This is a genomic window from Pseudomonas sp. GW-45 (assembly GCF_056896675.1).
Window position 1 is genome coordinate 2,184,292 of record NZ_CM167674.1, and the last position, 24,969, is coordinate 2,209,260.

Annotated in this window: 25 protein-coding genes and 2 tRNA genes; 10 read left to right on the top strand and 17 right to left on the bottom strand. The window is 53.3% G+C overall.

Annotated elements, in window-relative coordinates; genetic code table 11:
• Positions 1–68 precede the first annotated feature (68 nt).
• Positions 69–470, top strand: a complete 402-nt coding sequence (locus AC1XYH_RS09915; RefSeq protein WP_483323039.1) for a PA2817 family protein — start codon at positions 69–71, stop codon at positions 468–470.
• 311 nt (positions 471–781) lie between these two features.
• Here the strand turns inward: AC1XYH_RS09915 and AC1XYH_RS09920 are convergent.
• A tRNA-Gly gene (locus AC1XYH_RS09920) sits at positions 782–857 on the bottom strand.
• A 17-nt stretch (positions 858–874) separates the two neighbouring features.
• Positions 875–950 (bottom strand) — tRNA-Glu (locus AC1XYH_RS09925).
• A gap of 424 nt (positions 951–1,374) precedes the next feature.
• Between AC1XYH_RS09925 and AC1XYH_RS09930 the strand changes: the two genes are divergently transcribed.
• The 3 genes from AC1XYH_RS09930 to AC1XYH_RS09940 all read left to right on the top strand — a co-directional run bounded on the left by AC1XYH_RS09930 (position 1,375) and on the right by AC1XYH_RS09940 (position 5,481).
• Positions 1,375–2,142 (top strand): hypothetical protein, encoded by a 768-nt coding sequence (locus AC1XYH_RS09930; RefSeq protein ID WP_483323040.1) that lies wholly within the window; start codon positions 1,375–1,377, stop codon positions 2,140–2,142.
• A 66-nt stretch (positions 2,143–2,208) separates the two neighbouring features.
• On the top strand, positions 2,209–2,868 hold the full coding sequence (locus tag AC1XYH_RS09935; RefSeq protein ID WP_483323041.1) for a glutathione S-transferase family protein: 660 nt from the start codon (positions 2,209–2,211) through the stop codon (positions 2,866–2,868).
• Positions 2,869–3,132: 264 nt separating this feature from the next.
• Complete coding sequence (locus AC1XYH_RS09940) at positions 3,133–5,481, top strand: ATP-binding protein (protein ID WP_483323042.1); 2,349 nt, start codon at positions 3,133–3,135, stop codon at positions 5,479–5,481.
• A 21-nt stretch (positions 5,482–5,502) separates the two neighbouring features.
• Here AC1XYH_RS09940 and AC1XYH_RS09945 read toward each other — a convergent pair whose 3' ends face one another.
• The gene (locus AC1XYH_RS09945; protein ID WP_483323043.1) at positions 5,503–5,988 is read right to left on the bottom strand and encodes a glutathione peroxidase; all 486 of its coding nucleotides are present in this window, start codon (positions 5,986–5,988) and stop codon (positions 5,503–5,505) included.
• 223 nt (positions 5,989–6,211) lie between these two features.
• Between AC1XYH_RS09945 and AC1XYH_RS09950 the strand changes: the two genes are divergently transcribed.
• The 4 genes from AC1XYH_RS09950 (at position 6,212) to htpX (ending at position 10,959) form a co-directional block, all read left to right on the top strand.
• A complete protein-coding gene (locus AC1XYH_RS09950) occupies positions 6,212–7,780 on the top strand; it encodes a transposase (protein WP_483323044.1) in 1,569 nt (522 codons plus the stop codon).
• Between the two features lie 466 nt (positions 7,781–8,246).
• Positions 8,247–9,458 (top strand): pyridoxal phosphate-dependent aminotransferase, encoded by a 1,212-nt coding sequence (locus AC1XYH_RS09955; RefSeq protein WP_483323045.1) that lies wholly within the window; start codon positions 8,247–8,249, stop codon positions 9,456–9,458.
• 12 nt (positions 9,459–9,470) lie between these two features.
• The gene (locus tag AC1XYH_RS09960; RefSeq protein WP_483323046.1) at positions 9,471–9,902 is read left to right on the top strand and encodes a hypothetical protein; all 432 of its coding nucleotides are present in this window, start codon (positions 9,471–9,473) and stop codon (positions 9,900–9,902) included.
• Between the two features lie 163 nt (positions 9,903–10,065).
• A complete protein-coding gene (htpX, locus tag AC1XYH_RS09965) occupies positions 10,066–10,959 on the top strand; it encodes a protease HtpX (RefSeq protein WP_483323047.1) in 894 nt (297 codons plus the stop codon).
• 133 nt (positions 10,960–11,092) lie between these two features.
• Here the strand turns inward: htpX and ilvY are convergent, their stop codons facing one another.
• Complete coding sequence (gene ilvY / locus AC1XYH_RS09970) at positions 11,093–11,971, bottom strand: HTH-type transcriptional activator IlvY (RefSeq protein ID WP_483323048.1); 879 nt, start codon at positions 11,969–11,971, stop codon at positions 11,093–11,095.
• 194 nt (positions 11,972–12,165) lie between these two features.
• On the opposite strand from ilvY, the gene ilvC reads away from it, so the two are divergent.
• Entirely contained in the window at positions 12,166–13,638 is a 1,473-nt protein-coding gene (ilvC, locus tag AC1XYH_RS09975; RefSeq protein ID WP_483323049.1) for a ketol-acid reductoisomerase, read from the top strand.
• A gap of 111 nt (positions 13,639–13,749) precedes the next feature.
• The gene (modF, locus tag AC1XYH_RS09980) at positions 13,750–15,222 is read left to right on the top strand and encodes a molybdate ABC transporter ATP-binding protein ModF (RefSeq protein WP_483323050.1); all 1,473 of its coding nucleotides are present in this window, start codon (positions 13,750–13,752) and stop codon (positions 15,220–15,222) included.
• A gap of 86 nt (positions 15,223–15,308) precedes the next feature.
• Here modF and AC1XYH_RS09985 read toward each other — a convergent pair whose 3' ends face one another.
• From AC1XYH_RS09985 to AC1XYH_RS10045, 13 genes are all read right to left on the bottom strand, one after another.
• Positions 15,309–16,004: an alpha/beta fold hydrolase gene (locus AC1XYH_RS09985; RefSeq protein WP_483323051.1), complete on the bottom strand. Its 696-nt coding sequence runs from the start codon at positions 16,002–16,004 to the stop codon at positions 15,309–15,311.
• 20 nt (positions 16,005–16,024) lie between these two features.
• Positions 16,025–16,201, bottom strand: a complete 177-nt coding sequence (locus AC1XYH_RS09990) for a hypothetical protein (RefSeq protein ID WP_483323052.1) — start codon at positions 16,199–16,201, stop codon at positions 16,025–16,027.
• Positions 16,202–16,350: 149 nt separating this feature from the next.
• On the bottom strand, positions 16,351–17,283 hold the full coding sequence (locus AC1XYH_RS09995) for a TIGR01777 family oxidoreductase (protein ID WP_483323053.1): 933 nt from the start codon (positions 17,281–17,283) through the stop codon (positions 16,351–16,353).
• Between the two features lie 14 nt (positions 17,284–17,297).
• The gene (locus tag AC1XYH_RS10000; RefSeq protein ID WP_483323054.1) at positions 17,298–17,735 is read right to left on the bottom strand and encodes a hypothetical protein; all 438 of its coding nucleotides are present in this window, start codon (positions 17,733–17,735) and stop codon (positions 17,298–17,300) included.
• Between the two features lie 277 nt (positions 17,736–18,012).
• Positions 18,013–18,507 (bottom strand): P-loop nucleotide/nucleoside kinase family protein, encoded by a 495-nt coding sequence (locus tag AC1XYH_RS10005; RefSeq protein ID WP_483323055.1) that lies wholly within the window; start codon positions 18,505–18,507, stop codon positions 18,013–18,015.
• 105 nt (positions 18,508–18,612) lie between these two features.
• On the bottom strand, positions 18,613–18,894 hold the full coding sequence (locus AC1XYH_RS10010; RefSeq protein WP_483323056.1) for a putative quinol monooxygenase: 282 nt from the start codon (positions 18,892–18,894) through the stop codon (positions 18,613–18,615).
• 87 nt (positions 18,895–18,981) lie between these two features.
• On the bottom strand, positions 18,982–19,284 hold the full coding sequence (locus AC1XYH_RS10015) for a type II toxin-antitoxin system RelE/ParE family toxin (RefSeq protein ID WP_483323057.1): 303 nt from the start codon (positions 19,282–19,284) through the stop codon (positions 18,982–18,984).
• Entirely contained in the window at positions 19,272–19,529 is a 258-nt protein-coding gene (locus AC1XYH_RS10020) for a type II toxin-antitoxin system Phd/YefM family antitoxin (RefSeq protein ID WP_095603088.1), read from the bottom strand. The genes AC1XYH_RS10015 and AC1XYH_RS10020 overlap by 13 nt, the downstream gene beginning before the upstream one ends.
• 616 nt (positions 19,530–20,145) lie before the next feature.
• Positions 20,146–21,099, bottom strand: coding sequence for a 5'-nucleotidase (locus AC1XYH_RS10025; RefSeq protein WP_483323058.1), 954 nt, complete (start codon positions 21,097–21,099; stop codon positions 20,146–20,148).
• A 102-nt stretch (positions 21,100–21,201) separates the two neighbouring features.
• Positions 21,202–21,612 carry a hypothetical protein gene (locus AC1XYH_RS10030; protein ID WP_483323059.1) on the bottom strand — a complete coding sequence of 137 codons (411 nt, stop codon included), beginning with the start codon at positions 21,610–21,612 and terminating at the stop codon, positions 21,202–21,204.
• Between the two features lie 101 nt (positions 21,613–21,713).
• On the bottom strand, positions 21,714–22,091 hold the full coding sequence (locus AC1XYH_RS10035; protein ID WP_483323060.1) for a hypothetical protein: 378 nt from the start codon (positions 22,089–22,091) through the stop codon (positions 21,714–21,716).
• A gap of 512 nt (positions 22,092–22,603) precedes the next feature.
• The gene (locus AC1XYH_RS10040; protein ID WP_483323061.1) at positions 22,604–23,182 is read right to left on the bottom strand and encodes a hypothetical protein; all 579 of its coding nucleotides are present in this window, start codon (positions 23,180–23,182) and stop codon (positions 22,604–22,606) included.
• A 190-nt stretch (positions 23,183–23,372) separates the two neighbouring features.
• Positions 23,373–24,941 (bottom strand): transposase, encoded by a 1,569-nt coding sequence (locus tag AC1XYH_RS10045; protein ID WP_483323044.1) that lies wholly within the window; start codon positions 24,939–24,941, stop codon positions 23,373–23,375.
• Positions 24,942–24,969 lie beyond the last annotated feature (28 nt).

The window sequence follows — 24,969 nt, forward strand, 5'->3', positions numbered from 1 at the left end:
CTGCGGCCTAGCTTTCGGCAGCCATGCTTTCTGTTAGACTCCCGCGCCAGAGAAATCAGGAGTCCACCATGAATACCCCTCTCAGCTATCACGCTTATCACCTCGCCCTGCTACAAAGCCTCTACGACACGCTGCGCGCTCAATCCGCCTTGCTTGAGCAAGTGCCTGAAGAAAGCAACGAGCTCTTCATAGAGCGCTTTGACGAGCTGCTAGCGCAGCTGGAACAGGAAGATCATGACAGCCTGTACTTGGGACAGGACATCCTCTGCCAGATCATCAGCCGCTACCCGCAGATCGGTCATATGATCCCTCGCGACCTGCTTTGGTACTTTGGCGGTGACTGCCTGCACTTCATGCCCGACGATGAGATCGCCCAGTATCAACTGCTAGACGAGCACCGCGCCACGGCTGAAGCCAACGGCGAAGTATTTGATTGGCAGCAAGCGCGGCAGCTTATTCAGAGCAACTGAAAAACCGCTCTCGCCCACGGAAAGCTCCAGCTCCATCTCGACCAGCAGTCTCACCTGCGTCACCGCAGGCCGGGATGGAACCCGGCCCTCCCAGATCAAGACCAAACTAAGCACCCGAGCAAAGCCGGACCAGCACGCCGCGCACGACCCTGGGAAGGTCGAGTTCCATCATCAGCCGCACCACCGCAGGCCGGAAGGAACACGGCCGTTCCAACGAAGCCAACAGCAGACCGCAACTTCGCCGTACCAGCCAAACCACTTTTCTTACAGGCACAAAAAAACCGCTACGTGAGCGGTTTTTTTGTTACTTATGGAGCGGGAAACGAGACTCGAACTCGCGACCCCGACCTTGGCAAGGTCGTGCTCTACCAACTGAGCTATTCCCGCAAAACTGACGCCGTAATTGGCGTCCCCTAGGGGACTCGAACCCCTGTTACCGCCGTGAAAGGGCGGTGTCCTAGGCCACTAGACGAAGGGGACACATCCGGACTTCACATCGCTAAGGCTATTAACCTTGGCTCCTTGCTGAACATTGTTCGCTGCAAGTGGCGCGCATTTTATGCATGGTCTGAAATATCGTCAACCCCTCAACCCAATCTTTTTTCAGGTTTTTTTCACCAACGGCTGCTAGCGGAGATGCTGCTGGCCGGCAAAGGCCTATGAACCGAGGCCTAGACTCAAGAATAAGACATCTTGCCGTTAGCTGACCAACGGCAGAAAAAAGCTTGTCGCGTTCAGCAGTCTCAGCCATGATGCTAAAGTGATGCTCCACAGCTTAGGCAGAGTATGCATAGCATGTACTGTGAGCATAAACCAGGGAGCGCTGATGTAGCAGCTATATAGATAAACTGCTTTATTCAGGCCAGCTCAGGACGATCAGACACACAACAAGAGAGATAACCAAGTGTCCCCACTCCTTATTGGCGGTTTACTGGCCGCCGGCCTCGTGGTCTTAGTCAGCATTGGATTCATCAGTCACGGCCTCGAGCGCGCCCGCTTGGAACGCGCCAGACAGTCAGCTGAAATCTCCGCGCGTATCAAGATCGGCAACGGCGTCATGGCGACTCTGCCCGGCCAGTTTCTCCCCCCTGAGCTCAGCATCCTATTGCTGGGCATTGAAGTTAAGCTGCTTGAGAAGCTGGTACGTATAAATAAGAACGCACCCGACGCTCAGAAGCGACTCGATGCGTCCCGTGCGCAGCTTGAGCAAAATCAGCCACCGAGCAATGCACCTGTTGCGCTGGATACCGAAGTCAAAGGGAACGACGCGCGCATTCAGCTGGAGAACCTGCACAAGCAACTACAGCAGGCTCAAGCCGACGGTCTGATCGACAAGGCCACGCTCAAGCAATGGTCCGACCAAATTCGCCAGTATCTGGTCGCCGCCACACTCGACACCTTCAACGCCACCGCAGCGCAAGGCATGCAACAAGGCAACCCGCGTATCGCCAAGCTGCAATACGAGCGCGCCATTGCTTACCTAACCAAGCTCAACGACCCTGCGTTCAGTGAGCACCTTGCGCAGTACAAAGCGTTGCTACTGCGCTCAGAGAGCGCGGTGGTGGAGCAGAACCAAGCCAGCACCGGCGCACCCAGCGAGCTGGATGTCGGCCTGGAACAACTCGAAAGCGCCGATGAGCAGTGGAAAAAGAAAGCCGTCTACGACGACTAATTCTTACGCGCGGCAGGTAAGCACCCACCGCGCAACTATCTGTCTATAGCCTATACGGAAAAACCAATGGCACTGACCCTCTATGGCGCCATCCTGTCGCCTTATGTACGCAAGATTCGCATCCAACTCGCAGAACAACAGATCGAGTATGAACACAAACACATACCGCCACGCGACAAGCCTGAATGGTATACAGATATAAGCCCGCTGGGCCGCATACCGGCAATACAAGACGGCGATTTCAAGCTCGCCGACTCCGCCGTGATTGCGCAGTATCTGCAAGAGAGCCGCGGCGGCGAATCACTCTACGGCAGCAATGCGGAACAAAGCGCACGGGTACGCTGGCTGGAGAAATACGCAGATTACGAGCTAGCGCCTTACAGCACTTTTTCGCTGTTCTTTCAGCGCGTGGTGGCACCCAGCTATGGCGAAAAGCCTGATGAAGCCATGATTAAGGCCGCACTGGAACAGCATTTGCCACCCATGTTCGACTACCTTGAAGCTGAACTAGGTAAAGGCCCCTACTTTTTGGGCCAGCAATTCAGCATGGCCGATATAGCCGTATGCACTCAGCTAATCAACATGGCACACGCAGGCGAGCTGATTGACGAATATCGCTGGCCTGGCCTGTCATCGCTGCTTAGCCGGGTCACCTCGCGGTCTAGCGTTTCGGCGATGCTGCCAGTGGAGCACCAGATGGTTGCCAAGCTGACTGGGCGTATTTAGGTATTCCTGAATCTGTGCACGTTTTGACGTGCCCAGATCAAACTAGTCAGCCGCAGTCGGCACAGCGCTGTCAATTCAACCAACGACCTCAGCCGCTCTTCACCTGGGCTCGGGCAGCCACTTCAGACATCCCACTCTCCCATAGCGCCAAATTATGCAAAAATGCCTCGCTACCGCAGAACCTATTAGCTGATAGCCACCTCCACAGCGATAGTGCGCTAAGCTTCTGCCATAAGACTGCACAAAGGACCGCACCAAGCACGTATGGACATCCGCCTGACTAACCGCCTGTCGTTCAAACAGACCCGTCTCGGGGTACTTGCGGCCTTCACTCTAGGCACCCTGCTGGGGCTGATTCAGGTGATGGTCGATTACCATTCCGAAGACGCCGCCATAGACGAGGCAGTGCAAGCGCAAATCAACGTAAGCTTGGGCCCCGCTTCGCGCATCGCTTACAACATTGATGCCGAACTGGCGTTGGAATTGGTCAACGGTTTACTGCAAGCCCCCCCGGTTATTCGCGCCGAGATCATCGATAACAACGGCATAGCTTTGGCCAGCGTCAGCCGCCCCATGGCAAACAGCCGTTACCGCGTGGTCAGTGATGCCCTGTTCAAACGTCGCCGCGACTACTCCCACCCCCTTTATGTCGAGCATGCCCCCAACGAACTGCTCGGTCATCTGGTCATCGAAGTAGACACCTTCCACCAGGGCGCTAGCTTCTTGCGCCGCGCCGGCCTGACGATGCTCTCCGGCTTTATTCTGAGCCTGGTGCTTTCACTGATTCTTATGGTGTTGTTCTACGGCATGCTGACCAAGCCGCTGGTGCGCTTGATCAACGATCTACTGAACATGAAGACCGAGGGTGAGCGCAGCCGTCTACCCTGCCCCGACGGCCATGAGCGCGACGAGATCGGCGCCTTGGTAGAGGTAATTAACCGACAATTGCAAAGCATCGACGTCAACATGCGCCAGAAGCTGCGGGCCGAAGAACGTCTGCGTAAATATCTGGAAGAGCTGGAAAATATCGTCGAGTCGCGCACCAACGAACTGCAGGAAACCAACGCTCAATTGCGGCGCTCAAATCAAGACCTGGAATACTCTCGCGAAGAAGCACTCGACATGGCGCGCGCGCGCTCGGCTTTCCTCGCCAACATGAGCCACGAGATCCGCACACCGATCAACGGCTTGCTGGGCATGATCGGCCTGACGCTCGATAGCCCACTGAACAACGAACAGCAGCAACAGCTTTCCATCGCCTACGACTCTGGCAAGGTGCTGGTTGCGCTGCTCAACGACATCCTCGACTTATCTAAATTCGAAGCCGGTAAACTACAGCTTGAGCGTATCCCCTTTGACCTCAGCGCCTTACTGGAAGAGACCGCCAGCCTGCTCTCGCAGAACGCCGGCAAGCAAGACATTGAGCTGACCTGCCGGATTGACCCGCGTCTACCCGGCATGCTGCTGGGCGACCCTACCCGTATTCGACAGATCGTCAGCAACTTGCTGTCCAATGCGCTCAAATTTACTGAGCAAGGGCATGTGGCGCTAACGCTCGGCCTGGAGCGCGGCGGCAGTACTGATCAGCACGTGCGCATCAGCGTATCCGATACTGGCATCGGCATAGCCGACGATGCCCTGGAAAGTATTTTCTCGCCGTTCACTCAAGCCGATGCGCATATCTCTCGTCGCTTTGGCGGTACCGGCTTGGGATTGGCGTTATGCAAAAGTTTGAGTGATGCGATGGGCGGCGAACTCACCGTCACCTCAACTCCAGGGCAAGGCAGCAGCTTCAGCGTGCTAATCCCACTGGCCACCCACGACCAACAACCGGGCTTCCCCAAACCCACACCGCGCTCGGTACTCATTTGGAATCAAAGCGGTCATCTGCAAGGTGAAGTGCTAAACGAACTGCTGCGCAGCTGGGGCATGACCTGCCAAATAATCGATTATCAATTGCTCAACCCTTTACCACAGGTGCCAGAAAATATTGATTTCTGGCTACTCGACAGCCCAGCAATAGCGCAACGACTACAAGCGTTAGAACCAAGCACACCGCGCTTGCTGGTCTGTGGCTACAGTCGTCTATTGTCTGCAGAGAAGGCACAGAAGCTAGGAATACAACAACAGGTCGCCGCACCGCCGTCGCGGCGCCGTCTCGCGCAAGCGATAGATGAGCTTTTTGGCTTGGTTACCTATAACCAGATTCCCGCCGAGCACATCACTCTGCCGGCAGGTCAAAGACTCTTGTTAGTCGAAGACAATGCGGTCAATCAAATGGTGGCCAAAGGCATGCTCAGCCGCTTGGGCTACGAGGTAGACCTAGCCGAGCACGGTGAAATCGCCCTGAATATGCTGGCAGAGAATGATTACGCTCTAGTGCTGATGGACTGCAACATGCCGGTAATGGACGGCTACGAGGCCAGTCGACGCATACGCGCCGACCTACGCTGGCAAACCCTGCCCATCATTGCCCTGACCGCCAATGCGCTACATGAAGATCGACAGCGCTGCCAGGACGCCGGCATGAGTGACTACCTAGCCAAGCCTTTCAAACGAGAAGATCTGCAAGCCATTCTGCAGCGCTGGCTGAGCAATCAGCCAGCAGAATAACCAACAGACCGGGCCTAACGGTCACGCCAGCAGCGCATCAATATCGGCGCGCAGATCTTCTGGCTTGGTAGTAGGTGCGTAACGCTTAACTACCTTGCCCTGCCCATTGACCAAAAACTTGGTGAAGTTCCACTTGATCCGCTTACTGCCCAGCAAGCCGGGCGCCTCGGACTTCAGCTGCACAAACAGCGGGTGCGCCTTATCGCCGTTTACCTCAATCTTCTTGAACAGCGGAAAGCTAACGCCATAGTTTAATTCGCAGAACTCACTGATCTCGCCGCTCTCGCCGGGCTCTTGACCACCAAACTGGTTACACGGAAAGCCCACCACCCGAAGCCCCTTTGCTTGATACTCCACCCACAAAGCTTCCAATCCTTTGTACTGGGGTGTGAAGCCACACTTGCTGGCAGTATTCACCACTAGATACGCCTTGCCATCCAGCTCACCGAGGTTGCTTTCACGATTATCGATGGTAGTACAGGGGATCTGTAACAGTTGATCGGCCATGACGAAGATACTCCTTGAGTCAGTTGCATTCAGTAATGCCAAGCTTAGCGGATATTAATTTGCATGCAATTTATTTGCGCGCAATTTAAAAATTCGCGACAACACTATCGGCCGCTCGAACGACAAACCATAGTGTTTCGCGCTTCTAGAGAGCCTGAACGTTGAGGCTGTAGAAAAACCCCTGATTTGGTAGTCTGGCACCAGACCAACAAAGGAGTGTTGCATGCCACGCTTCAAGCCCTACGACTACAGCCAGCACAGCATGGTAGTGATCAACTACCAGGAGCAGCTCCAGCCCGGTACGTTTGAGTACGCTGTTCATTATTTGATTGAGCACAAGCTGGACCTCTCGGTCTTCCACCCGCGTTATAGCAACGACGCCACAGGCCGGTTGGCCTACGATCCGGCCATCTTGCTGAAGATCATTCTGTTCGCCTATTCCAAAGGCATTACCTCCAGCCGCCAGATCCAGTGGTGCTGCGAGACCAACATTCTGTTCAAGGCACTCTCCTGCGATACGGTCCCGCATTTCACCACCCTGGCCAGCTTTGTCAGCGAGAACGCCACAGCCATCGAAGCGGTATTTGAGCAGGTGCTGCTGGTCTGTCATCAGCAGGGTTTGTTGGGTAATGAGCTGTTTGCTATCGACGGCTGCAAGACTTCATCCAATGCGGCCAAGGAGTGGTCCGGCACCTTTAAGGAGCTCAAGGGCAAGCGCGACAAGTTGCGCAAACTGATACGCCATCACTTGAATGAGCATCGCCAGCATGACGCTGCTGAGACCGAGGTGGACATGGAACGTGCGATCCGCCACGGCAACATGATCCTGTCACTGGATCAGGCCATGGAAAAGGTTGATCGCTTTTTAAAGACCCAGAGCCCAAGGATGGGCCAGGGTAAGCGCCGCAAGGAAGTGAAGAGCAATATCACCGATAACGACAGCGCGAAGATGACCACCAGCAAGGGGACCATCCAGGGTTATAACGGTGTTGCGATGGTAGACCGCAAGCACCAGATCATCATTGAAGCCCAAGCGTTCGGCGAAGGACAGGAACACCACACCCTCAAGCCCATGCTGGAGACCCTGGAGCAGCGCTATGCGCGGCTGAAGATTGCCGATGCTATTTATCAGCAAGGAGTGGTGGTCACAGCCGATACCGGCTTCGCCAACGAAGCCAACATGCAGTACCTGCACGACCGGAAGATCAACGGTTACATCCCGGATAACCGCTTTCGTAGCCGTGATCCGCGTTTTGCTCTGCAAAAAGACAAGTACGGCAAACGTCATCAGCCAGCTGATAGGCACACCCGCAAGGCTGTGATCCCTGCCAGTGCCTTTGCTTTTGACCCGATACAGATGACCTGCACCTGTCCCGCCGGCCAGCAACTTAACCACCGAGGAGTGCGGACGAATGACCTTGGTGTGCCGGTGGCCTATTTTGAAGGGCGCTTGCTGCAATGCCGACGTTGTCCCAAGCGCGAATCCTGTATGCACAACCCTCAGTCTGCAGACCACCGAAAGGGCGCTGGGCGGCAGGTCTCATTTCGATTGGAAGCCAACCGCCCACCGAGCTACACCGACTGGATGAAACATCGGGTAGACAGCCCCGAGGGTAAAGCGATTTACAGCCACAGAATGTCGGTGGTGGAGCCGGTGTTTGGGAATATAGGTACAAACAAGCGGTTGAACCGCTTTAGTTTGCGTGGTCGCAGAAAGGTGCAGGGGCAATGGCAGCTGTATTGCCTGGTACACAATCTGGAGAAGCTGGCGAATTACGGACAATGTGGCTGATAGCGTTGCTATAGCGCAGTCTGGCGATGAGCTATCGGTACGAACATGCTCTCTTCAAGGGCAGGCCAAAAATACGACCTCGATGACTCGGGGTCAGGGATGAACAAGAAAAAGGCCGAGGGATGAGCCCGAAATGGGTTTTTCTACAGCCTCGTTAGCTAGCATAGATTTAGCTGTAACGCCGCCCCATCAGCAACACATTGCCACCTGCTGCGGTAGTGAGGCGACTGCAGCAACTCAATACAGGGCCTCGTAGCCTAAGTGTCTTTATGCATTTCGGTGAAAACCCAAAAACACCAGTACAGCTACACATTTTCTGCATTTTCCCCACCAGGAATCACCAACACAGGCTTTCACAGGGAGCCACGCAAGACGTATGATGGTCGTTTTACAATCGCTCAGGGATGACTGCTATCACCCTCCTCCCTGACGTGCTCATCAGCCCTGGATCCACAAGGTAAGCACCATGCAGGTTAACAAGTCCAACAAACTGGCCAACGTCTGCTACGACATTCGCGGCCCTGTGCTGCGTCACGCCAAGCGCCTCGAAGAAGAAGGCCACCGCATTCTCAAGCTGAACATCGGCAATCCCGCGCCTTTTGGTTTTGAAGCGCCGGAAGAGATTCTGCAGGACGTTATCCTCAACCTGTCGACAGCCCAGGGCTACAGCGACTCGCGCGGGTTGTTCTCCGCCCGCAAAGCAGTCATGCACTACACCCAAACCAAAAACATCCCCAACGTCGGCATCGATGATATCTACCTTGGCAACGGCGTATCCGAGCTGATCGTCATGGCCATGCAAGGCCTGCTGAACAACGGCGATGAAGTACTGATCCCGGCGCCGGACTACCCGCTGTGGACTGCCTCAGTTAGCCTATCAGGCGGCAAACCGGTGCATTACCTATGCGACGAGCAATCTGACTGGTATCCCGACATCGCCGATATTCGCAGTAAGATCACCAGTAACACCAAAGCCATGGTGATCATTAACCCCAACAACCCCACCGGCGCTGTGTACCCGCGCGAGGTGTTGGAGCAAATGGCGCAGGTGGCTCGCGAGCACAACCTAATCCTGTTTGCCGATGAAATTTACGACAAGATTTTGTACGACGGCGTCGAGCACGAGTCCGTCGCAGCTGTCGCGCCAGACCTGCTTTGCCTGACCTTCAATGGCCTGTCCAAGTCCTACCGCATTGCGGGTTTCCGTTCTGGCTGGATGATCATCAGTGGGCCTAAGCAGCACGCCACTAGCTACCTGGAAGGCTTGGAAATACTGGCCTCCATGCGCTTGTGCGCCAACGTGCCGGCTCAGCACGCGATTCAAACTGCGCTTGGCGGCTACCAAAGCATCAACGACTTAATTCTGCCCGGCGGCCGTCTGCTGGAGCAGCGCGATACCGCCTGGGAATTGCTCAATGAAATCCCCGGGGTCAGCTGCACTAAGCCTAAAGGCGCGCTCTACCTGTTCCCTCGACTGGACCCCAAGGTCTACCCGATTCATAACGACGAGAAGTTCGTGCTCGACCTGTTATTGAAAGAAAAGATCCTCGTCGTGCAGGGTACCGCTTTCAATTGGCCATGGCCTGATCACTTCCGGATTGTCTCGTTGCCGCGCAAGGATGATCTGGAAATGGCCATCGGGCGCATCGCCAACTTCCTCAAGACCTACAAGCAGTAAGGGCGCAGCGCATTGGCTGATTTGCATATCGAAGACTTTCACCAGGATGTCGCCCGCATCCTGGTGGCGTTGTACAACCGCTTCCCGCAGCCGGCAGCGCTCTTTGTCAGCGATCTGATTGGCGAGCACGAGCCTGATGCGTTTGGCGTACCCGCGCCGCGCCAATTGGCCTGTTTTGGCGCCATGGTGTGGCTCGCCGATGAGGGGTTTCTGCGTTATAGCGATACCATCCGCCAAGAAGCTATAGATCAAGCCTGCCTAAGCGAACGCGCCTTTGTGCTGCTATCCAAAATAGACCCCGAGCAACGCGACCCAAGCCTGCCGGCCAGCATTGCACGCCAACGCGCCACACTCGCCCAGCGCCTGCGCGATGCACTCAGCAGTGGCTCTAGCAGCCACCTTTACGACACCGTTCAATACTGCTTTTTACCCCGCGACAAATAACCACAGCGCCCAGCGCCTCTCCTGCGAAACCGGACCATGACATCTTTTGTCATAGAGTCAGCATTGAAAGCCCGCCCCGCTCGCCCAATATAGGCTCAGAATAGAACCTCGCAGCGCAATGCCGCGCGAGCAGATATATCTCTACACAGGAACGATCGAAAACATGATGCGCATTTTATTATTTCTGGCTACCAACATCGCGGTCGTGCTGGTTGCCAGCATTACCCTGAGCCTGCTGGGCGTGGGAAATATCCACGACGGCCAAGGCGGCATGAACCTGCAGGCGCTGTTGATCTTCTGCGCGGTCATCGGCTTTGCCGGCTCGTTTATCTCGCTGTTTCTGTCCAAATGGATGGCCAAACGCAGCACTGGCGCGCGCGTGATTGAACAGCCGCAGACCCAACAGGAACAGTGGCTGGTCAAAACCGTAGAAGAACTGGCGCGCAACGCCGGCATCGGCATGCCCGAAGTCGCCATCTTCCCATCACGCGCGCCCAACGCTTTTGCCACCGGCTGGAACAGAAATTCATCCTTGGTGGCGGTATCAGAAGGCATGCTGCAACGCTTCAGCCAGTCAGAAGTTAAAGCCGTTATGGCGCACGAAATTGGCCACGTCGCCAATGGCGATATGATCACCCTCACCCTGATCCAGGGCGTAGTGAACACATTCGTCATGTTCTTCGCTCGCATCATCGGCAACTTTGTCGACCGCACCCTATTCCGCAATGAAGGTAGCGGCCCCGGTATCGGTTACTTCATCGCCACCATCTTCGCCGAAATGGTCCTAGGCATCCTCGCTAGCACCATCGTTATGTGGTTCTCGCGTCAACGCGAGTTTCGCGCAGATGCCGCCAGCGCTCAACTGGTTGGAGCAGGCCCAATGATCGCCGCACTAGAGCGCTTGAAGGCTGAACAAGGCATTCCCGTCGAACTGCCCGGCGAAATGACCGCCTTTGGCATCAACGGCGGCCTGAAGCACGGCCTAGCTGGCCTACTAATGAGCCACCCGCCGCTGGATGTACGGATTGCCGCGCTCAAGGCCGGGAATTACCGGTAAGACGCTGGGGTGGCTAGCTGGAAGCTGAGAGCTTAAAGCTGGAAGTGAAACAGAGCGGAATCGGGTTTAGGCCTGATTCCGCTTTTTTGTTGCTGCATTCCTGACTGATCTCAATGCGCTTGGCCATGCCGGTTTACATCAAACTCCAAAACGCATCGACCAACGGGTTTTTCAGGTTTTTCTTTAAGACAAACAAACCAATGTCGTAAGGCTCCAGCTCAGGCGTCACTGCAAGCACGCGGATACGATCCCTCAATGGGCTATTGTCGAGCACGATCTTTGGCACCACACCAATACCAAAGCCTAGGCTCACCATGCTGACGATAGCCTCGTTACCCGTAACCTGAGCGTAAATGCGCGGGGTGATGTCTTGCTGGCTAAACCATTCATCCACACGGGTTCTGGAAACACCGCTTTCCGAGAGAATCAAAGGAATGCTCGCCCATTCTTGCGCTGTCGCTGGTGTGCTAATCGGCACATTCGGCACTTGCTGCTCAAGCGGCGCAATAAATAGCAGGGGCGAAATGGCAATAGGCTGGAATGCCAGGCCGCGCGGCAGGCTCGCAGGTCGGGCAGCAATGCTGATGTCCTCTTTACCATCCAGCACATGCGCAATAGCGTGCTCCGGGTCGCCGGTACGCAGTTTGATTTCAATAGCCGGGTAAGCAACCCGAAAGCGGCGCAGTAACTCGTACAGAAAGCTATAACTCGCGGTGACCGAACCATAAAGGCTGACTTCACCACTTAGCTGATCAGAATTATCCGTCAATTCATGCCGAATCAGGTTCCATTGGCTGCTCGTCTCGCGCGCATAACGTAGAAATTTTTGTCCCTCTTGGGTCAACGCCACGGTACGATTGTCGCGATTAAACAGCGACACACCCAGCTCATCCTCTAGTTGGCGGATATTGCGCGACAAGGCCGAGATGCTGATATGGCATTCATCGCTGGCTCGGCCAAAGTGCAGCGTCTCCGCCAAGGCGAGAAACTGTTTCAGAATTTTGATATTCATAAAAGCGAGCATAGCGGATGTTTGCAAAAAACGGGACGTCTCGTTGCAAATATATCAATTTCCGAAAAGGTAAGTTTTCTGTACATTAGCGGCACTCACATGACGCTGTACCCCAGATGTAGCGGCTGTGTCACTTTTCAAGATCGGTGTGCCTCCCCCATCGATACCTTAAACATATAAGCAGGGCTTCAAAAATGGCTAATTACTTCAATACCTTACCGCTGCGCGAGCAACTGGCTGAACTGGCTAAATGCCGCTTCATGCACACCGCTGAATTTGCTGATGGCGTAGATGCGCTGAAAGGCAAAAAGCTGGTTGTTATCGGTTGCGGTGCACAAGGTCTTAACCAGGGTTTGAACCTGCGGGACAGCGGCCTGGACGTTTCCTACGCCCTGCGTCCTGAAGCCATTGCTCAGAAGCGTCAGTCCTGGAAGAACGCCACCGAGAACGGTTTTACCGTAGGCACCTACGAAGAACTGATCCCAACCGCAGATCTGGTGCTGAACCTGACCCCAGACAAGCAACATAGCGCTGTTGTGACTGCTGTTATGCCGCTGATGAAGAAAGACGCTTGCCTGTCTTACTCGCACGGTTTCAACATCGTCGAAGAAGGCATGAAAATCCGCGAAGACCTGACCGTCATCATGGTTGCCCCCAAGTGCCCGGGCTCTGAAGTACGCGCTGAATACGTTCGCGGCTTTGGTGTACCTACCCTGATCGCTGTTCACGAAGACAACGATCCTAAAGGCGAAGGCCTGGCGCTGGCCAAAGCCTACGCAGTGGGTACTGGCGGTCACAAAGCCGGCGTGCTGATGTCGTCTTTCATCGCCGAAGTTAAATCTGACCTTATGGGCGAGCAAACCATCCTGTGCGGCATGCTGCAGACCGGTTCCATCCTGTGCTTCGACAAGATGGTTGAAGAAGGCATCGACGCTGGCTACGCCTCTCGCCTGATCCAGTACGGCTGGGAAACAGTCACCGAAGCCCTGAAGTACGGCGGCGTGACCAACATGCTGGACCGTCTTTCCAACCCTGCCAAGATCAAAGCCTTTGATCTGGCTGAAGAGCTGAAGCAGATCATGCGTCCGCTGTACAACAAGCACCAGGACGACATCATCAGCGGTCACTTCTCCAAGACCATGATGGAAGACTGGGCCAACGACGACAAAAACCTGCTGCAATGGCGCGCCGATACCGCTGAAACCAACTTCGAAAAAACGCCTGCTGGCGACGTAGAAATCTCCGAGCAAGAGTTCTTCGACAACGGCATCCTGATGGTTGCCATGGTTAAAGCCGGCGTTGAGCTAGCGTTTGAAACCATGACGGCTGCTGGCATCATCGCCGAGTCTGCTTATTACGAGTCTCTGCACGAAACGCCGCTGATCGCCAACACCATCGCGCGTAAGAAGCTGTATGAAATGAACGCCACCATTTCTGACACCGCAGAATACGGTTGCTATCTGTACAACCACGCGTGTGTCCCCCTGCTGGCCGACTTCATGAAAGACATCAAGACCGATGTCATCGGTAAGGGTCTGTCACTGGAAGACAACGGCGTTGATAACGCTCGCTTGATCCAAGTAAACGCTGCACTGCGTTCACACCCAGTAGAAGCAGTAGGCTCGGTTCTGCGTGGCTACATGGCTGACATGAAGAAAATCGTTTAATCGATTAGTTAATCGTTAAGCCTCAAAAGCCGGGTTTCCAACCAGAAGCCCGGCTTTTTTGTCTCTGCTATTCGCAACCCCTGTCATCCGCACAGCAAAAGGCATGTATCAATGAACGCTCCCACTCGTTTAGGCCCTATTCAATTAACCAAGGCGACCGTTAACTTTGATGATCGCTTCACCCTAAGTGAGATTGATTGGAGCATTACGCCAGACCAGCATTGGGTCATCACGGGCACCAACGGTGCGGGTAAATCCGCCCTCGCAGCGATATTAGCGGGTGTTGGCGAGATCACCGCCGGAAGCGTTGAGGGCTTACCCGCACGCGTGGGCCTGGTCTCGTTTGAAGCGCAAGCGGAGCTTATTGCCAAAGAGCTGAAAAAAGACGATGCCGACATCATGGACGTGATTTCGCTCGGTACGCCGGTGCATGAAATGATTTTCGAGCATTGCCAAGATCATGAGCTGGCCCAAGCACTGGTCGAGAAATTTGGCCTAAGCAAACTGCTGGATCGCGCGTTCCGCAAACTCTCCACCGGCGAAACCCGCAAAGTCATGCTGATTCGCGCGCTGGCCAACAAACCCGACATGCTTATTCTCGATGAGCCATTCGACGGCCTGGATGCAGACACGCTTGCCATGCTGCAGGCACACCTGGCGTCCATCGTCGATAGCGTGCCTATGGTCATGGTGCTGAACCGCTTTGATGAAATGCCCGACTTCATCACCCATGTTGCCTACCTGGATAAAGACAACTCGGACCCAAAAAAACCTAATCAAGGCCGCTTAAAGCTGACTGTCGATAAAAGCGACCAAGCCGCCTTCAACGAGCTTTACCAGTTACTGCACCTGAAAAGCACCGACCTGACCGTGCCAGAGGCGGACGCAAGCCATAAGCTGCCTGCTCTTGATCCAAGCCAACCCTTGGTAAAGCTGACAGCAGCCAGCATCAAGTACGGCGATACCGTCATTGTCGACAAACTGGATTGGACCATAGAACGCGACCAGCACTGGCAGCTCAGCGGCCCAAACGGCAGTGGCAAAACCGGCGTGCTGTCGTTGATCACCGGTGATCATCCGCAGTGCTATACCAACGATATTTTTGTGTTTGGATTCCAACGCGGCAAGGGTGAAAGCATCTGGCAGATCAAACAATTTATCGGCTACGTATCCACTGCGTTGCAATGGGAATATCGCGTTAGTACCAGCTGCAGAAACGTGATCATCTCCGGCTTTCACGACAGTATCGGCATGTACACCAAATCGTCCGACAACCAGAAGAAGATCGCAGACCAATGGCTAGCACTGCTCGGCATGCAGAGCCGCGCCGATCAGCCGTTTAACAAACTGTCTTATGGCGATCAGCGCCTGTTACTCATCGCCCGCGCCATGGTCAAGCACCCGCCGCTATTGATCCTCGACGAGCCCTGCCTGGGCCTGGACGACATGAATCGCCAGCTGGTCTTGGCCTTAATCGAAAAGATCTGCCAAGGGTCGGAAACCACGGTGCTGTATGTGAACCACCATGCGGAAGATCGGATAACGGGGATAGAGCGGTATTTGAAACTGGAGAAGAATGGCTAGTCTGTTCTACGAGTAGGGGCAAGCCTGATACCGCATGCTAACGCCCTTTCCCCAGTTCATCGAAGCGCCGTCTGGGGCTTGCACCGCTACTGCGGCGCCGACCGCAGGAAGGGCATCAGGTGACCCAGCACTACCTCCGGCTGTTCTTCGTGGGGCAACAACGATGCGCGCTTTATCCGCACCAGCGCACAGCCACCGGAAAACTGCTGACGCATGGCCTCCGCCAGCTCAACCGGGAAAGTCTTATCATCCTCCCCCCAGAGCAAAAGCACCTCGGCCTGGATATCCCTGTGGCGCGATTGCAGCCCATCCACCACAGACCATTGAATGCCCATCAGATAACCGAGCATGCCCCGTATCCGTTTGTTTGATGTGGTGAGAGGCTCGATATAAGGTCTGATATTTTCCGCCTCGCGCAACAGAGCAGAATCGCTATAAAACTGCCCCAACCCCATAGATGACCGCAGAAAGGCCGGCGACCGCAGTATCGTCTGAAACACCCTGGCAGAACCTGGCAACTTGGCACACCGCTGATAAAAGGTTATCCACGGCGGGCGGTGCTGCGGGATCTCGGTATTGATTATCGCCAGTTTTTTTATCCGCTCCGGCTGCTCAAGCGCCACCATCCTGGCCCGGGTTGCACCAGTGTCATGTGCAACAATCGCGTAATCATCCAGGTTCAGCCGCGTAAACAGCAAGCACAGACGTCGCGCCTGCGCTTCAAAGCTGAAGTCCGTTTTCGCCGACCAGTCGCTGTCACCCAGCCCCGGCAGATCGATCACATAGCAGCTAAAGGTCTGCGCTAATGTTGGCAGAAGCTTTCGCCAGGTATAACCATGCACGGGGAGCCATGTATGAGCACAACGGCAGGCCCTTGGCCAAATACCCTCACGCCAATGCTAGCGTCTTCTACCGCATAGCTTTGCAGCTGCGCCTGCGCGTATAGCTGTGCAGCCGAATCAGCGCTTCCTGCGTTCATAGACTGCCTCCTGTGATTATTTGCCCGGTTCTCAGCGGGACTAGCTGTCAGTTTTACCCCGCACGCACAGAGACGGATTGGCAGGAAAGTGTAGATGATGGACTCAAGGCCCGCATGGCATGCAGAGACAGCTGCCGCGCTAGAAAAATTCAGCTTATGGGCGGCCCGACCAGATCTTCCAGCGCAAGTGGCAACGACGGATGCATGAACTCGAAGCCCGCGCCTTGCAGCTTGGCGGGTATCACACGTTGCCCGGTGACCAGTACCTCATCCGCCATTTCGCCTACTACCAGCCGAAGCAACCAGGCCGGCACGCGAACTTTGGCGTAGGTCCGCAGGTAAGCGCTTAACGCGTTGGCGAACTCAGCGTTGCTAACGGGATGCGGCGCGACCGTATTGACGGCTCCGCTTATCGCCCTGTTGCGCATGACATACAGGATGATGGCAACCACGTCATCCAGGTGAATCCAAGACATCCACTGCCTGCCGTCGGCAATCTGCATTGCTACCCCGCAGTCAAAGGGCCTGCGCAGCTCGGCAAGCGGCCCACCATCACGCCCCAGCACAATGCCGATGCGCAGCAAACACACCCGCACACCAAGCCGCTCTGCCTTGAGCGCCGCCTCCTCCCATTGCCGGCACAGCTCATGTGAAAAGGACGGTACTGCCGCACCCGCCTCATCCAGCGGCTCACTGCCCTGGGGGCCGTAGAAACCAATTGCAGAACCATTGATCAATACGTCCGGCTTGCGCTCAAGGCGCTCGATCAACTGGCAGAGCGCCGCAGTAACGGCCAAGCGGCTTTGCAGAAAACGCGTCTTTCTCTGTGCGGTCCAGCGTTGCCCCGCCAGTGGCTCGCCGGCCAGGTTGATGATCACCTCAAACCGGGCGGCCGCTTCAATAGCAGACAGGTCGGTAACAAACTGGACAGCATCGCCAAAGCACTGAGCATCACGCGGGACATTGCGGCTCAACAACGTGACCCGGTGATTGAGGCTCAGCAGTATCGGCACCAACCTTTTACCAATAAATCCCGAACCGCCCGTGACCAGCACGCTGCGCGGCTCGCCCTGATACTTCATAAAGCCCGCCAGCATCAAAGCTGCGCGCCTGTCGCCACTCTGGCCCTGGGCTGCAAAAACCACAGTGGCAACAGTATGAGCACGACCACCGGGGTGTTGATCCACAAATGGCTGTACATTCCGCTGGCCGCCGATACCCCGGTATCCAGGCAGAACCACACCAATACCGCCGTGATCAGCGCCAGCTTGATTGCGGCGGTGCCTTGGGCCACATAGTGATAAACCGCCATACAGAACAGCAAACCCCAGCTGGCCACCGTAGGGCCAAACAGCTGCAACATGCTGCGCATCAGCTGATCTACATTAGTCTCGAAACCCACATCAAAGGCAGCGTAGAGGCCTGCCACATAGGGTGTCATCAAGCTTGTCTTGGCCACCACTATAAATACCAGCCCGAGCAAAAAGTGGCCAAGACCCACCAGCATCAACCAGTAATACAGAAACTTTTGCATGCAGCACCGACTTTTTAAAAGGAATAGGGAGCGCCGCTTCCGCCTGACAGAAGCCGCTGAGTGTCACTAGGCATTCCGCTCACAGTATTGCTTCAGACCGCGCAGCCTGGCTACCACAGCCCGGTGGAAAAAGAGTGCAACGAAATTCTCAGAAGCCGGCGGCAACGCCCAGACTTTGGTTTTTATCGCATAGAGAAAGGATGCTTGAGTGGTGCCGGCATGAGCCCGATTGAAAACCCCGCGTTCAGCCAGGGATCGGCGCGGCATTACGCAACTGTTACGCATTGACAGTCAGACCGTTCGCCAACTCACTTGCATCTGGCACCTCGTATCGTGGCTCCATAAAATTGAACATGAAGTCGGTCACCTCAAAGGAATAAACGCCCGGGTCCTTTTCAGTATTTCTCTTTCCTACACGCTGCTTACGCACGCCCTTCGGCGCATTCAGATAATGAACTTCGGGCTCCACTCCCATCGCCCTTGCCAGCTCAGAGAAACGTGCTCTCTGCTCTTTGGTGGTGAACCCCAGATCCAGGACCACATTGCCGTTCAACTGCAAAATCTGTTCGCAAACCTGCCAGATTTGCACGTAGCAGCGATTCACCCGCTCGATCATCCAGGAGTAGTCGAGTGAGGTCATGTCCTTGGAAAACAAAGCCTGCATCCACGGATCGATAGAAAAGCGCACTGCGCCAATGTCCTTGGATAACGACAGCGAATACGTGGTTTTCCCCACACCGGTAGGACCGGTGACAATGATTACCCTGGCCATAACCTATGGTCCTCTGTTAATGCACAGCGCAAAGCACACAGATATCTTATTTCGCCACGTGTGAAAAATAGCCTTTCAAAACCGGGGGGCCATCTCTTTGAGCCCTCAATCGACCTCCCTCACCTGATAGTGCCTTTGTACATTCGCCGCCACTCTACCCCACTCGGACGACCTGAGCCGACGCTGATGCTTTTCAAAGGCGGCGCGGTCGATAAATTCCTCGTACACAAAAAAGATGTTTTCTGCGTTTGGGTTCTGAGTCACTTCAAAGCACAAACAGCCTGCTTCCTGCCGAGTGAGTTGGATATGGGTGGGCAGCGCTGAGGTGACTGCAGGCAGATCGCTGCCGGCAACCACGATATGACCCTCTAGAATGATCTTCGGCATAGTGAGGTCAGTTGATCCTTACGTGAAGCGCACTGGTGACTTTGGCGTAGCGAAGCCGAGACAAAGGCATCCGTGTGACGCACCTGGTTAGCAGCCTCCAAGCATGTACGCTCGAAGCTGCCGCTCTTCTCGCATGACGTAGAGAACGAGAACCCGCTTTTCATCCCCACGATAAAAAATGCGACACGGTGGAACGACTACCTCCCTGTACACGGAGTTAGGGAGTTCTGGAGGAATCCGTCCTGATTGGAGAAAATCTGCCAAGCACTCAATCTTATCGAAAACATCCTGAACCAGATGACTTGCGGCGGCAGGATTATCCAGCGCAATGTACTCGGCGAGGGCATCCAACTCTTGAACGGCGGGTTCCGTCCAGATTACTTCAGCCATTTACTCATTTTCTCCCTGGCCTCACTCTGGCTGTACGTTCTTCCCTCAAGTACAGCTCGCTCTCCCCGTGAGAGCCCCTCAAGCAGCTCAAGTCGGCGCTGCATGAACTCGTAATCCTGCACATCAACAAGGTATGCGGATGGCTTACCATGCTCCGTAATCAGTACCGGCTCTTTGGATAAGTGCAGATCTGCCAGAATCTTTGTGGCCTGGCGTTTAAGGTTGGTAACAAGCTCAACTTTCATGGGTTCACCCCGAACAGACTAATAGTGACACTATAGTAGCACTTCTCAGGTATGGCAATTCTAGCTAGCGCCGCGCACATGCGCGCCCATGGAATGGAGCCGAAGGCGCAATGTAATGGGCGTCACCATGGCAGCATTGGTTAAGCATGAATTTTCACATGGGCAACTGTTGTTCTACCAAACTGATTTGCTGCATCGATGGCAACACGATATTTTCCCTCTGGCACCGGGTACTCTGGCCCCATCATCTGATCAATCTTGGTTTTCAGCGTGTCGATTTCGCTCGTTAGTTCTGGAGCGCTAGTAACCACCACAGCTAACATTTTTCTAAGAGGATTTTTCCAGACATGCAGGCCATAAACTCACCGACCTCCATATTCTTCGAGTTACAGTAATAGTCTCGTACGTATTCGATAGCCTCATAAGAGAGCTCTACTAGCTTTCGCTTGCTATCCAACTTGTATACGCGATCATCGTGCTCTAAAGCCTCTTTCCACTGCAGCCTGCTGAAAAAATATCCAATTAGTCCACCGAGAGCTGTGCCGAGAATCGTTGTAAGTAACTCCACTTCCTGGCCTTCAATTGATGTGCTTAACGCCCAAAGCAGCGCGTAGCTTTAGCTGTCCGCTGCCTTTGTTTGTTCAATTTTGATATTCGCAATACCAAATGGAATATGCACCATTGGTATATCACCAGCTTTTGACTCCAAATGGCTTCTTTGGTCGTCAAAGAACATGTGAGGCTTGAAGATGGATAAAATTCTGCTTTTTTGTATACCACCAACGAAAAACATTTCGTTGGCGCTTACGCCCCAATCTTCTAGAGTGGTTATAACACGCTCATGAGCTGGCGCGTTTCTCGCGGTAACGATGGCGGTAGTTAGAATTCTTTTGTAATTCCGATCATTTTCAATTTCGCGATCTTCGAGCTTTTGCAAAAAAGAAAGCTTTCTAAAAAGGTCTGCCAGTGGCCCAGGCTTGTGAGGAATATTAGAATTTGCCACCTCATACGCATGAAACTCCGGAAGATCTCCGTCTTTGAATATTGTTTCTGCTTCATCGTCAGCAATAACGCCATCAAAGTCAAATCCAATTCTTAGCTCATCCTTCTCGTCATCATTAATGATTTTGCTAGGTAAAACTACTCCACCGGGGTAGCCGGCATCAATAGCATTTTGCACATCCTCTGCGTTTGCAGAGAGGAATAGTGATGCATTAAAAGCAGGGATATATTCGAACGGTGACTTCCCCTCCATGAACGCTGCTCGAGAAATATCAAGATCGTAGTGTTTGATTGATCTAAAAACTCTCTTTCCTGTGGCTGCTGAGTTTCTAGACAATAAAACCACTTCCACTGGAAGTTTTTCAGGAAACCGATTATTTATCTTTAGAAATCGCTTAATGAAAGGGAAAGCAACTCCTTTTTCAAGGACTTTATCAATATTTTCTTCTTGAAAATTTTTATAAGCTTTTGGCCCTTTTTCAACAAAAACCGAATGCGATTCTGACAAATCGAACAAAGCACTTGAAGAAACGGCTACAACTAACTTCCTTTCTATGGGGTATGGCATAGAACTCCCTTATGAATTGAACGCTTGCATAAGCGGCGCCCTGACAAGGGCGTCCCGGTGGAGGCCCAAAGGGCCGGACCGAACTTGATGCACTTGTTAAGACTACTCGCTACCCACCTTGAGGATCGATGAAATAATTTTTTTCTGAAATATCGTCAAAAATAAATAACAAATATAAAAAACTGGCGCGCCAACAATTAAGGCCAAACTCATTACCTTGTCATCTTGGGTTATTAGAGATAATACACCGAATAAAAACACCAGAAAACACAAAGCTTTTGTTACAGTGGTCCGGAGTTGATATTTATTTTTCAGCCGCTCATCGACTAACTGAATTCTGGCTGTTTTTTGTTTAACTATTATATTTTTATATTTCTCGACAGCAGATTTATCGATTCCGCGTATATCTATTTCTTTATTATAAGCTTTCTGTGCTTCTTCTGTAAGATACTCAAACTTTGTGCCGATCTGTAACAAGGCGTCTTCAGAGTAGGATTCATAGATTCTTTTCATTACAATTCCTTATGCTTAACGCCCCAAGCAGAGGCATATTTTGTGTTTTGGAGCGAAGCGACAGCAAAATAAGTCCTGCTGGCTTGGCTTGTTAAAAGGCATTACCACTCGCACACCTCGCCTTCATCACCGACGACTTTTGCTGACAGTTTTCTAGCCAGTTTAGAAACAACTATCGTCACAGGACTCTCTGCAGATTCAATATCCTCAGTGGCGTTGAAAGACGCACGCCCCTCGAAAAAGGTGATGCACATTTCCCATGAAGATCTTCTACCAATACCAAGGAATCCCTTCGTTTGAAATAGAATATCAACGTCTCCTTCATTTCCCGAAATGTGGATCTCTTCTCCAGTATTGGGATTGATGGCAGTGACGCCTTCATTATTATTAATTCGACACCCTTCAGTTGAATTGACAGATTCGATCCACTCTTCAAGCGTAATTTTTGGCTCTCTTTCTATATGAATCGCGTATGCCATGCTTTGCCTTTTAACGCTTTGCTAAGGGGCAACCGAAACGCAGTGTAGGTTGTCCCGCGGAGGCCGCGCTTTTTAGCGGCCGGAGTGAACTTGAGCAACTTGTTATACATTACCAATGAACTTGCAAGACACAAAGACTGCCAGCAACACAAATATAGTTGGAAATGCGATTATCAATGATTTTATCAGTTTACTTTTATCTTTTGATTTACCGTGCATTGTGTCAGCAAACCAATATGCGTATAGACTTATTAACGCAGCCCACCAGTAGAACAACAATATATAGACATCTGATCCAGACGGCCTATTTTTCCCTGCCTCAATATCGAAATGTATTGTTGCAGCGAAGAGTACTCCGAACCCTATGAAGCTTGCTAGTAAGTACCATTTTTTTTCGTATAGCCACAGACTCATGTGTTTTCCGTATAACGATTAAGCTAAGGGGCGGGCTTTAGCCCGTCCCAGTGAGCGAAGCGAACGATTTGAGCGCCTTGTTGGGCATCACATTCACCTCATTTACTGAAATAACGCTCGTATAGTTGCCATGCAGTAAAGCCAGCCACTGAAATAGCGCTACCGATCAGTGTTAGTGCCTTCTGGTTGTTTGCATTTGTTAGCCATTGCCATATGGCTTCTGTTCTGCTTCCAACGCTTAATTTGTGTTCGCTTTCAAAGCGGTCTCGCTCTGCTTTTGTGATCAAGAGGTCTTTAGGCTCAAAATAATGTGGCTGCATATAGCCTGTGCCACTTTCTTTATTCCTCTCTCTAGATTTATACAGAACTGATACGGCTACTTGCTCACCGTCTTTCGCCTCAAGCACGCGCCGAGCATCATTAGCCTTCAAATATCTTATTGGTTCGTAAGTAAAGCCTTGAGAGATAAACTGCATGGTGCTTACAGTTGTTGTGCTAACTGCGCCATCAGGCTCAACGCTTTCACGTTTGTGGCTGCCAATATCTCTTAAGTAAACCGAATAAATTATAAGGTCTCTGCGTGCATAATCGAGCAGTGTTACTTGATCAACTTTTGATCGTGTCCACCGGTCAATTATTTCGGTTAAGGTGAAATATTCTTTTTCAGGTGCTGGCATTCTGAATTCCACCTCCCTTTGGCTTGTGGTGCCCAACGAGGCTGTAGAAAAACCCATTTCGGGCTCATCCCTCGGCCTTTTTCTTGTTCATCCCTGACCCCGAGTCATCGAGGTCGTATTTTTGGCCTGCCCTTGAAGAGAGCATGTTCGTACCGATAGCTCATCGCCAGACTGCGCTATAGCAACGCTATCAGCCACATTGTCCGTAATTCGCCAGCTTCTCCAGATTGTGTACCAGGCAATACAGCTGCCATTGCCCCTGCACCTTTCTGCGACCACGCAAACTAAAGCGGTTCAACCGCTTGTTTGTACCTATATTCCCAAACACCGGCTCCACCACCGACATTCTGTGGCTGTAAATCGCTTTACCCTCGGGGCTGTCTACCCGATGTTTCATCCAGTCGGTGTAGCTCGGTGGGCGGTTGGCTTCCAATCGAAATGAGACCTGCCGCCCAGCGCCCTTTCGGTGGTCTGCAGACTGAGGGTTGTGCATACAGGATTCGCGCTTGGGACAACGTCGGCATTGCAGCAAGCGCCCTTCAAAATAGGCCACCGGCACACCAAGGTCATTCGTCCGCACTCCTCGGTGGTTAAGTTGCTGGCCGGCGGGACAGGTGCAGGTCATCTGTATCGGGTCAAAAGCAAAGGCACTGGCAGGGATCACAGCCTTGCGGGTGTGCCTATCAGCTGGCTGATGACGTTTGCCGTACTTGTCTTTTTGCAGAGCAAAACGCGGATCACGGCTACGAAAGCGGTTATCCGGGATGTAACCGTTGATCTTCCGGTCGTGCAGGTACTGCATGTTGGCTTCGTTGGCGAAGCCGGTATCGGCTGTGACCACCACTCCTTGCTGATAAATAGCATCGGCAATCTTCAGCCGCGCATAGCGCTGCTCCAGGGTCTCCAGCATGGGCTTGAGGGTGTGGTGTTCCTGTCCTTCGCCGAACGCTTGGGCTTCAATGATGATCTGGTGCTTGCGGTCTACCATCGCAACACCGTTATAACCCTGGATGGTCCCCTTGCTGGTGGTCATCTTCGCGCTGTCGTTATCGGTGATATTGCTCTTCACTTCCTTGCGGCGCTTACCCTGGCCCATCCTTGGGCTCTGGGTCTTTAAAAAGCGATCAACCTTTTCCATGGCCTGATCCAGTGACAGGATCATGTTGCCGTGGCGGATCGCACGTTCCATGTCCACCTCGGTCTCAGCAGCGTCATGCTGGCGATGCTCATTCAAGTGATGGCGTATCAGTTTGCGCAACTTGTCGCGCTTGCCCTTGAGCTCCTTAAAGGTGCCGGACCACTCCTTGGCCGCATTGGATGAAGTCTTGCAGCCGTCGATAGCAAACAGCTCATTACCCAACAAACCCTGCTGATGACAGACCAGCAGCACCTGCTCAAATACCGCTTCGATGGCTGTGGCGTTCTCGCTGACAAAGCTGGCCAGGGTGGTGAAATGCGGGACCGTATCGCAGGAGAGTGCCTTGAACAGAATGTTGGTCTCGCAGCACCACTGGATCTGGCGGCTGGAGGTAATGCCTTTGGAATAGGCGAACAGAATGATCTTCAGCAAGATGGCCGGATCGTAGGCCAACCGGCCTGTGGCGTCGTTGCTATAACGCGGGTGGAAGACCGAGAGGTCCAGCTTGTGCTCAATCAAATAATGAACAGCGTACTCAAACGTACCGGGCTGGAGCTGCTCCTGGTAGTTGATCACTACCATGCTGTGCTGGCTGTAGTCGTAGGGCTTGAAGCGTGGCATGCAACACTCCTTTGTTGGTCTGGTGCCA